The organism is Caballeronia sp. LZ003, from assembly GCF_031451465.1.
GTDB lineage: Bacteria > Pseudomonadota > Gammaproteobacteria > Burkholderiales > Burkholderiaceae > Caballeronia.
Genome location: NZ_JARUXJ010000259.1, coordinates 1 through 8,238, shown reverse-complemented (window position 1 = coordinate 8,238; position 8,238 = coordinate 1). Strand labels below are relative to the sequence as shown.

The 8,238-nt window shown below is 58.6% G+C and carries 12 protein-coding genes and 1 pseudogene; 9 read left to right on the top strand and 4 right to left on the bottom strand.

Annotated features, from left to right (window positions below; translation table 11 throughout):
* The coding region (locus QCE79_RS38460; RefSeq protein WP_309854223.1) for a S24 family peptidase at nt 1–585 on the bottom strand (585 nt) is incomplete at its 3' end.
* 1,063 nt (nt 586–1,648) lie between these two features.
* Between QCE79_RS38460 and QCE79_RS38450 the strand changes: the two genes are divergently transcribed.
* Nucleotides 1,649–2,458 (top strand): ParB N-terminal domain-containing protein, encoded by an 810-nt coding sequence (locus QCE79_RS38450; RefSeq protein WP_309854217.1) that lies wholly within the window; start codon nt 1,649–1,651, stop codon nt 2,456–2,458.
* A 190-nt stretch (nt 2,459–2,648) separates the two neighbouring features.
* The gene (locus QCE79_RS38445; RefSeq protein WP_309854214.1) at nt 2,649–2,867 is read left to right on the top strand and encodes a hypothetical protein; all 219 of its coding nucleotides are present in this window, start codon (nt 2,649–2,651) and stop codon (nt 2,865–2,867) included.
* Here the strand turns inward: QCE79_RS38445 and QCE79_RS38440 are convergent.
* From QCE79_RS38440 to QCE79_RS38430, 3 genes are all read right to left on the bottom strand, one after another.
* Nucleotides 2,864–3,052, bottom strand: a complete 189-nt coding sequence (locus QCE79_RS38440) for a hypothetical protein (RefSeq protein WP_309854211.1) — start codon at nt 3,050–3,052, stop codon at nt 2,864–2,866. The genes QCE79_RS38445 and QCE79_RS38440 overlap by 4 nt on opposite strands.
* An 80-nt stretch (nt 3,053–3,132) precedes the next feature.
* Entirely contained in the window at nt 3,133–3,429 is a 297-nt protein-coding gene (locus QCE79_RS38435) for a helix-turn-helix domain-containing protein (RefSeq protein ID WP_309854208.1), read from the bottom strand.
* Complete coding sequence (locus QCE79_RS38430) at nt 3,416–3,736, bottom strand: transcriptional regulator (protein WP_309854205.1); 321 nt, start codon at nt 3,734–3,736, stop codon at nt 3,416–3,418. Before QCE79_RS38430 ends, QCE79_RS38435 begins: the two co-directional genes overlap by 14 nt.
* 330 nt (nt 3,737–4,066) lie before the next feature.
* Here QCE79_RS38430 and QCE79_RS38425 point away from each other — a divergent pair, with 330 nt between their 5' ends.
* The 7 genes and pseudogenes from QCE79_RS38425 to QCE79_RS38395 form a co-directional block, all read left to right on the top strand.
* A complete protein-coding gene (locus QCE79_RS38425; protein WP_309854202.1) occupies nt 4,067–4,681 on the top strand; it encodes a Bro-N domain-containing protein in 615 nt (204 codons plus the stop codon).
* A complete protein-coding gene (locus QCE79_RS38420; protein ID WP_309854199.1) occupies nt 4,678–5,781 on the top strand; it encodes a hypothetical protein in 1,104 nt (367 codons plus the stop codon). The genes QCE79_RS38425 and QCE79_RS38420 overlap by 4 nt, the downstream gene beginning before the upstream one ends.
* Nucleotides 5,778–6,008 carry a hypothetical protein gene (locus QCE79_RS38415; RefSeq protein ID WP_309854196.1) on the top strand — a complete coding sequence of 77 codons (231 nt, stop codon included), beginning with the start codon at nt 5,778–5,780 and terminating at the stop codon, nt 6,006–6,008. The genes QCE79_RS38420 and QCE79_RS38415 overlap by 4 nt, the downstream gene beginning before the upstream one ends.
* Nucleotides 6,005–6,334: a hypothetical protein gene (locus QCE79_RS38410; protein WP_309854193.1), complete on the top strand. Its 330-nt coding sequence runs from the start codon at nt 6,005–6,007 to the stop codon at nt 6,332–6,334. Before QCE79_RS38415 ends, QCE79_RS38410 begins: the two co-directional genes overlap by 4 nt.
* Nucleotides 6,335–6,339: 5 nt before the next feature.
* The gene (locus tag QCE79_RS38405; RefSeq protein ID WP_309854190.1) at nt 6,340–6,705 is read left to right on the top strand and encodes a hypothetical protein; all 366 of its coding nucleotides are present in this window, start codon (nt 6,340–6,342) and stop codon (nt 6,703–6,705) included.
* Entirely contained in the window at nt 6,702–7,190 is a 489-nt protein-coding gene (locus tag QCE79_RS38400) for a hypothetical protein (RefSeq protein ID WP_309854187.1), read from the top strand. The genes QCE79_RS38405 and QCE79_RS38400 overlap by 4 nt, the downstream gene beginning before the upstream one ends.
* A 184-nt stretch (nt 7,191–7,374) precedes the next feature.
* A pseudogene (locus QCE79_RS38395) lies at nt 7,375–8,238 on the top strand (site-specific integrase); the annotation flags it as partial.

Sequence of the window (8,238 nt, the reverse complement as noted above, 5' to 3'; positions counted from 1 at the left end):
CCCGGAGTGGGCGCAGCATTGCGGCTCAACAAGGATCAGATCGTTTTCGTTGAAGGAGGGCTCGCCTGTGGGGTTGAACATGCTTAACCCTTTGACACGGAGGAAATAAGCATTCTTGGAGGTGGCGATCGGCGAGAGCAACCAATCTTCCGCGTCGCCAACAGCTAAATCATCCACAAACGACTCCCAAGCGCCAGCCTGGACCCAAGAGATCAATGGCACCTTGCCCCGGATGTCTGGACCCGCCTCAATGTTACGCTCGACGAGCTTACTATCTGTCGCAAACGTTTGGCTACCCCACTCCAGCCTCGCCTTTTCACGTCGATCATCTTTCGAAGCGGCACCAGTGACACCGGGCAGTTGCTCCGAATCAAACGTGCCTCGCTTCCAACCAAACGCTTCTTCTATCTGATCGACCATCGCCTCACCAATGCGTTTCCGGCCATTTCGGTCCTCTGGCCACAGCATTCTCGTAACGTAGGAATCAGATTTCCCGAGTTTCTTCGCGAGTCCAGTTGCAGTACCACCGCAAAAACGGTCGCGGATTTCGATAAGGCGGAGTCGCCTTCGCTCAAATTTGTTCATTGGATCATTTCAGCCTAATGTTACTCTCAGGTAAATTCCCCTTAGGTATTGACGAGATTCTTACCCAAGGGTATCGTCGGGGTCATGGAAGCCCTGCGCGCATATCTCAACTCTAAGTCTCCCCAAGAGCAGGCGGAGTTCGCTCGACGCTGCAACACAACCATTGGATATCTGCGTAAAGCGATCAGCGCAAAGGCCGAATTCGACGTTCAGCTGTGCATCAACATCGAAGAACAGAGCAATGGTGTGGTGCGGTGCGAAGATCTGCGGCCCGCGGTTCGCTGGTCATTTCTACGGAATTCAAGTCGATGCCTGGCGCTCGAGTCGCCTATTTACAGGAACTGCAATGTCACGGAGAAGTATGGCTAGCGCTTTGGCTTTTCGATGCAACTTTTCCTTCACCCGGCCGAAAGGGACCGCAATCGTAATGATTGAAGCATCCCTCAGCGGTCGCTCGTCAAACGGCCGCGTCGTTGTCGACGGTCAGCTCATTCCCGGCGTCAAATCCGTCAAAACTTCGTTGATACCTAAGCATAAACAGGGAATGACGTCTTATTGTCGTTCGATTGAGTCACGGAGTCTGCGGCTCAAAAGCTGTGTCATGTTGCGAAAGCGTGATGCCAGGGGCTTAAGCCCCGCCTTACAAAGAGGAAACCAAGAATGCACATCGAGCGGCACCAGCAGATGCTTAGAAATGCAACCCGCGAAACACTCGGAGCGGTTATCACGCAGATGAAGTAGGAACGTCGCGAGGCCTTCCAGATTGAAACCGGCGCGAACGAAATGCTGTCGCAACGGCGCTTTGCCTATGAACCAGCAACGCCACTGCCGATGGCGGGCTTCAACGTGACACGCAAAGACGCAGCAGAGGCAATACAGGAAAGTATGCGCAAAGCGCCGGAGCGGTCGGTTAAACGATAGGGCGGAAGGAGCGCAGTCGTTGAGTGATTCTTTGTGTGTTAGTACAACTATTAAAGATTTACCGGGCGCCGTTGCTGATCCTTGCGGCGACAAATCATGCGTTCGTAACTTCTTTAGCGGTGAGATCTGATGGATACGACCGATGGCAAAGAACTCGATTGATGCATACGGCGCGTCGGGGAAGACAAACCTGCTGTTCTTCGACCCCGACAAGCTGGTGCTGGTGACGGATACGGCTTCGCCGCTGTATGACCCGCGCGTTGATCTGCCGGTGAACGAGGATCTCGCTCGGAACATCGATTTCCAGGGTGTGCTTCAGCCGATCTCAGTGATGAAGAACACCGAGACGGGCGAAACGGAAGTTGCGGTTGGGCGACAACGCGTTAAGGCGGCGCGCCTGGCGAATGAATGGCGGCGTGCGCGCGGCGAACCGCTGCTCCAGGTCCCCGGGCAAGTCCATCGAGGCGAGAGGCGCACGGCGCTGACCGCGATCATCAGCGAGAACGAGCTCCGGGAGGCAGACACCCCTCTTGGCCGCGCAGAGAAGATGCGCCGCGTGATGGCCTTCGGCTACAGCGAGGCAGAGCTCGCGACGATCTTTGGCTGTTCGGCGGCCACGGTACGGGCAACGCTCGCACTGCTCGAATGTTGCGCTGATGTTCGCAAAGCGATCGAAAGCGCGCGCATCAACGTCACTCACGCCCGTCACCTTTCGAAACTCCCACCGGCGCAGCAGCGCGAGAAGGTTCGGGAGCTAGTTGCTGCCGGCGCGAACGTCGCTGGTCATGCACGCGCCCGAGCGCAGCGCGAGGCGCTTGGCGAACGCACGCCCAGGATGCGAAGCCGCAAGGAAATTTTGAAGGAGTTGGGCGCGTCGTCGGGTGAACGTGCTGAGGCGTTGCGCTGGGTATTACAGACTACCGAGCAGGAGCATGGTGAATGGCGACATTGAAGGAAGGAGCTCAATTTATCGAGCTAGCAGAGGCGAAGGATCGTGACGATGCGGGAGCCGCGGAATCGCGAAAGATCTGTCTCAGCTGCGGAGCAAAGCAGAACGACGACGGCTCTCTGCCGTGCGGTCACGATAACGATCTGTAGGGTGACCAATGAGTAACGCTATCAAACATAGCCCGAGAGTTGACTTGGGCGTGGTCTTCCTCGCGGGCAAGCGGCAGCGCATGGAGCCCTATAAGACGCACGTCGAGACGGGCCGCGTTGAAGTTGGCGTTGGCGTGACGGATGACGAGCGGCAATACGCATTCAAGTACTGGAAATTCACCCCGAAAGGTTTCGAATGGATTGCCGGCAAGTGGATGGCGCGGCAGCTCGCTGAGCGTGACGCGCGGTGCGCGGAGGCTTAATGCGCATGCTCTCGACGTCCCAACCCTTCCGCGACGAAGGTCAGCACCAACATACTGAGCGAAACACCTTCGGGCTTTGCGAGCATTTCAGGCTTGGACGCTTCGCTTTCGGCAAACAGGTCATAACGAATACCTTTCCCCCGCGTCGCGTGTCCGGGGATCAATCGCATGAACAGGTGCTTCACATTCAGCGGAATTCGTTTCTGGCCTGCGTATCGCGATCGAAATTAGTCGCTTTTAGCCGCTTGAACAAAGCTGAGTCCGGTCACGTGCTTTGCAGATCCCGAAGCGCTTCCGGGTGCAGCGCAGCTACGCGCAACAAGGTTTGGGCGGCGCCTGTCGGTTTGCGCCGGCCTTGCTCCCACTCCTGCAACGTGCGCAGTGAGACGCCTATGAGCTTGGCGAATTCACTTTGCGATAGCCCGCTCTTGTCGCGAGCGATGGACGCTGTAGATGGTTCCACCTGCGTAACGCGTGCTGCACGGCCTTCCTTCATTTCGCGTACAGCACGAAGCAACTTGTTCCCGAGCTCTTCGCCGGTCATTTCTTCATTCGGTTTCATCTTGAATCGATTCCTTAATGGCTTTAAGGGTGTGCGCAGGAATGTTGCCTCGCACGTTCTTGGCATAAATAACCAACAACCAAATTTCGCCGTTTTCGAGCCGGTTGTAGTAAATAACGCGGACACCGCCGCGTTTACCCATGCCGGGTCGTCCCCAGCGCACCTTTCGGCATCCACCCGAACCCGGAACAACGTCACCCGCCAAAGGATTTGCGGCAATCCACGCGCAAAACGCGCCACGTTCGTCTTCGCTCCACAAAGACCGAGCGTCTTCCATAAAAACATGTGTTTCGATAATCGTATGCATTGCGGCCATCATACGTCATTGACGTATCCGGCGCAAGACTTGTGTCGCTTGACCGCCACCGGCGCTGTTGCCTATACTTCGATCATCTCGGTAGACAACCGAGCTGCGGGCGTCGAAACCCGGTGTCACAAAGGCGGACGAGCCGCCGCGCAAGCGGCTTTTTTATCGTCCCTTCGTCTCTGCACGCCTCTTTCAATGGCGGGCCGGGCGGGGCCAGCTTCGGCTGGGCCGGTTTGCCTTTGTGGCCGGTTTTCGACCCCCGCTGTCGGGCCCGCCACCCCTCACGTCGAAATGAGCGGCGGGCCTTTGTCCCACACAAAGGAGCCCGCCATGCGTGCTAACGTCCGCGCTCGTCCTGAGCAAACGCAATCCCTTTCCTTTCAGAGCTACCGCTTCGACGTTATCGACCGTGAGGGTCTGCGTTGGCTAAGTCTACGCCAGATTGGGGTAGCCTTGGGCTACGCCAATCCTCACAAGGTGCAGCAGGTATTCGAGCGCAACGCTGCCGAATTCACCGACAGCATGACCGCCGTTGTAACGCTCCCCACAGCGGGTGGCGATCAGCAGGTACGCATCTTCTCGCTACGCGGCGCGCACTTGCTGGGCATGCTCGCACGCACCTCAAAAGCCGCTGCATTTCGCCGGTGGGTATTGGATCTTCTTGAGCGTGAAGCTCAAACCGCTGAGTCGCCCCAAGCTCGACCGCTCGACAGTCGCTGGCTGATGTACTTCGACCACGACGGATGTCAGCGGATGCAGCCCGTGGCATCGGACGCGGTAGTGATCGCGCCTCATGCGCTCGCGAAGCTTATTGGTGAGCCGGGCGTGGTGTCGGTGCGCCTTCTTCCCGAAATCATCGCCTCTGCCGCGAGCCGGCTGCAGGCGATCGAGCGCGTCCGTCAGTCAGACGACTGTGCTCGCCATCGTAGGAGCGCCCAGCAATGAGTGGTTACGCATATCAATGGGCCAAACGTCAGCACGTCGGCGATTCAGCGGCCAAGACACTCTTGAAAACATATGCGCATTGGGCGGCCGAAGACTACACCACGTGGGTCACGAACGACGAGCTTGTGCTCGACACCGAGCTCGACGTCAAGACCATTCGGAAAGCGCGCGAAAAGCTCGTGTCGCTTGGTTTCCTGACTGAGACGCCGCGTCGCATGGGCGGCACGAAAAGCATTGTCGTTTATCAGATGCTCGCTCCATCTGGCTCTGTCGTAGTTCAAGCGGTCGATCAGCGCACTGGGGATGCTATCTCATTGAGTCCGCCGTCTATGGAGGAGTTAGATGCTAAGCCCCTCCATAAACGGAGCCCCTCCAAATTTGGTACTGCTAAGGGGGACCAAAAACGGAGCCCCTCCAAATGTGGAGCCCCTCCAAATCCGGATGTAAGCCCCTCCACATTTCCCTCGAAGCCCCTCCACATTTCCCTCGAAGGGGTACCAAATGTGGAGGGCAAGAAGGGTTTAGAAGAGAAAGAGAAGAACTTAGATAAGCAACCTGCGCGACGTGCGTCGCGAGTTGCGTTGCATGAGCAGATCCGAAATCTCGAACTGCCGGACGAAATCACGTCGGAGGTCTGGGCGATGTGGTGCGAGCACCGAGAGGCGAAGCACAAGGACGCACCGTGGACGCGAACGGCCGCTGCGCTTTCGGTCAAACGTTTGCTTTCGCTCGCAGCGGGCGGCCAGTTGCCCGAGGTGACAGTCGAGGAGGCTGTGCTTCGTGGCTGGACAGGGCTTTTCCCCGTGAAAGCTGAGACGGGGGCGTCATCGCCGCCTGGCGGCGCGAGGACGATCGTTGCGGACTGGTGGCGCACGTCGAGCGGCATCGAGGCGCGTGGCGAGCAGCTTGGCGTGAAACAGGGCGATGGCGAAACGTTCATGCGCTTCAAGGCCCGCGTGTTCAAGGCCGCCGGCCCAGGCGGATGGATGGAGGACATGCTGCGCACGGTCGGCCGCGAAAGCGAGGAGCACTACGAGGCGCTGTACGCCTACTTCAACGACATCCCGCGAGATCGACACGGCAACACGGAGGCGGCATGAGCAAGCGTAGCTCGAACCGCGCCGCCTCGAATCAGCAAGGCGACCTGCTCGGTACAGAACTCGGTGCGAAGGACTGCCAAACCTGCCGATACGCGGTCAAGACGCCGGGCCTTGAGCCCATGCATCGCCTTGGCTTTGCGAATTGCGCACTGCTGCCCGACTGGCAATACGTGTCCAGCGTATCGACCTGTCGTTTCAACCCTGTTCGTTGGAGTCAAAATTCATGAACGCTCAAAAGCTCGCCCGAGCCGTCCTGTTCGACGTGTTACTCGTCATCTGCCTATACCTGTGGGTCGAGGGCGGTCACGCGCTCGCACGGGATGTCGCCATCGCCTACCTCTGTGTCATCGCCGAAATCATGTGGATTGCGGCCTTACTCGTGTCCGCGAAGGATTACGAGCACGGCTATCCCGTGAATGCCTTCTACGATTTCGTGAGCACGATGGCGATCCTCGGCGTTCTGGTGTGGCAACGCGAATCCATCGTTGCGGCGCTGCTGGGCATCCCGTACTTCCTCACCTTGGCAAAGCGGGAGGTGGCGCAAGCATGGTGAAAACGATGCAGCCAATAGTGCTAACCGTGCGCGTCCCTGTTGTCGGTCTCGTGACAGATCGCGGCATGCGCGGCCGCTACACGATCATGACGCAGAAAGCGCCGATCACAACGATGGTTCATGGCTTGCGCCGCGTGCGGCATCGCAATCCGAGCGGCCGAGGCGACGAGCAATACAAGGTCAACGCGCTGGCATTCATCCCAGTGGGATACCGCGGCTCGATCTCAAGATCAGATTGGGTCGATCACGAATACGCGTGGGTCGATTGCCTGTATGCCGATAACCGGAAATCACTTACCGCGTTTCGCGATAGCGGCGATCACACATGGATGGCGCCGGATGCGCCGATATCGGAAGGAAGCAAGGTATGACACCAGCAAGATTTCAAGCGGCGCTGAGCGGGCAATCTGCGATTGCGAAGAAAGTGCTGGAGATGGTGCCGAAGCAAGACGCATGGTCGCGCAACGAGATCGCGATGCATCTGCGGCGAGTGACGAAGAGCTCGCCTGATGTCGCGGTGCTCGATGGGTGCTTGCTTCGGTTGCAGGACGCTGGTTTGGTCCGCGAGAAGTTCAAGGGGCGCTTTCAGCGCGTGGAAGTAAGAGAAAAGGAGAGCATGGTGACCGTAGCAGCGAAACAAATCGAATCCAGCTCAGGGGGTAGCGTGCCGAGCCATTCGGTGCTCGACATTCTGTCCGCGCTTTCCGGTCGCGCGCGCAAGCTCGCCGGGGATCTGACGGAGCTAGCCTCTGACGTGGAGACCGCGGCGCTGACGATCGAACAGCAGCAAGCACAAGACAGCGCCGACCTGGAGAAGCTGCGTCAGTTTCACGCGCTTTTCAAAAGTCTCGCCTAGGAGCCGTCATGAAGACGCCGCATACATGCTGCGCACGGGGGGCCCGGGTTCGCATAGTACTTCGTAACGGAGAGGTGATCGTCGATCGCTTTGTCGAACGCACAGGCAAATTCATCGTGCTTGCCAAAAACCGGCTTCGCGGAGGTGAATTGAAGTCGTTCGGGATCTATAAAGAGGCGAGGCGGTGAGCTATCAGTTATTTCGTGTTGGAAAACGCTGGCACTACCGGTTCCAGGTGAACGGCGCGCGGGTGCAACGCAGCACACGCGAGAGCGTCAAGCACAAGGCCGAAGCCGTGGCGGCGCGCGCCTACCACGACGCCAAACTATGGTCGAGAGGACGCGAGCCGGTGCCGACGCTGCGGGAATTGTTCGTCAAATGGATTGCGGCCAACGAGCCGATTGTGAGCGGCGCGCACATTAAGTCGATGCGAACGGTCGCCCGTTTGCATTTGTACGGGCTCGGCGATGTTTCGGTCGATCAGTTGACGAACGGGGCCATTGAGCAGGCGCGTCTTGAGCATTTGCAGACGCACAGCCGGGCGAGCGCCAATCATTGGCTCAAGTCGATCAAGGTCGTGTGCAACTGGGCAGTTCGGCGCAACATCCTGCCGATGGTGCCGTGGTCGGTGAAGTTGATCAAGTTGCAGAAAAGGCCACGCACGACGTTGCCGGCGTCGATGGCTTCGAAGTGGTTGATCGAAGTGGATGCGGCGGCCGCTCGGCAGCCGGGCGTGTCGATCGCCGTGCGGTTGATGCTCGGATTGGGGCTGCGCGAAATGGAGACCATCACGGCGCGTTGGGAGTGGCTCGACTGGGAGCGCGGCACCTATACGCCAGGTCGGACCAAAGGGCGCGAGGCCGACCCCGTACCAGTGCCTCGATGGTTGCTTGACTATCTGCATCCGATACGCCACGCATGCGGACTGATCGTGACGCGCAAGAGCGGTGAGGCGTTCAAGGCGGGTTTTACGCGTCGAGCGATGTTCGCCGCAAACGCCGCATGTGAAGTGGTCGGGCTCACACCGCACCGACTGCGCGGCACGTTC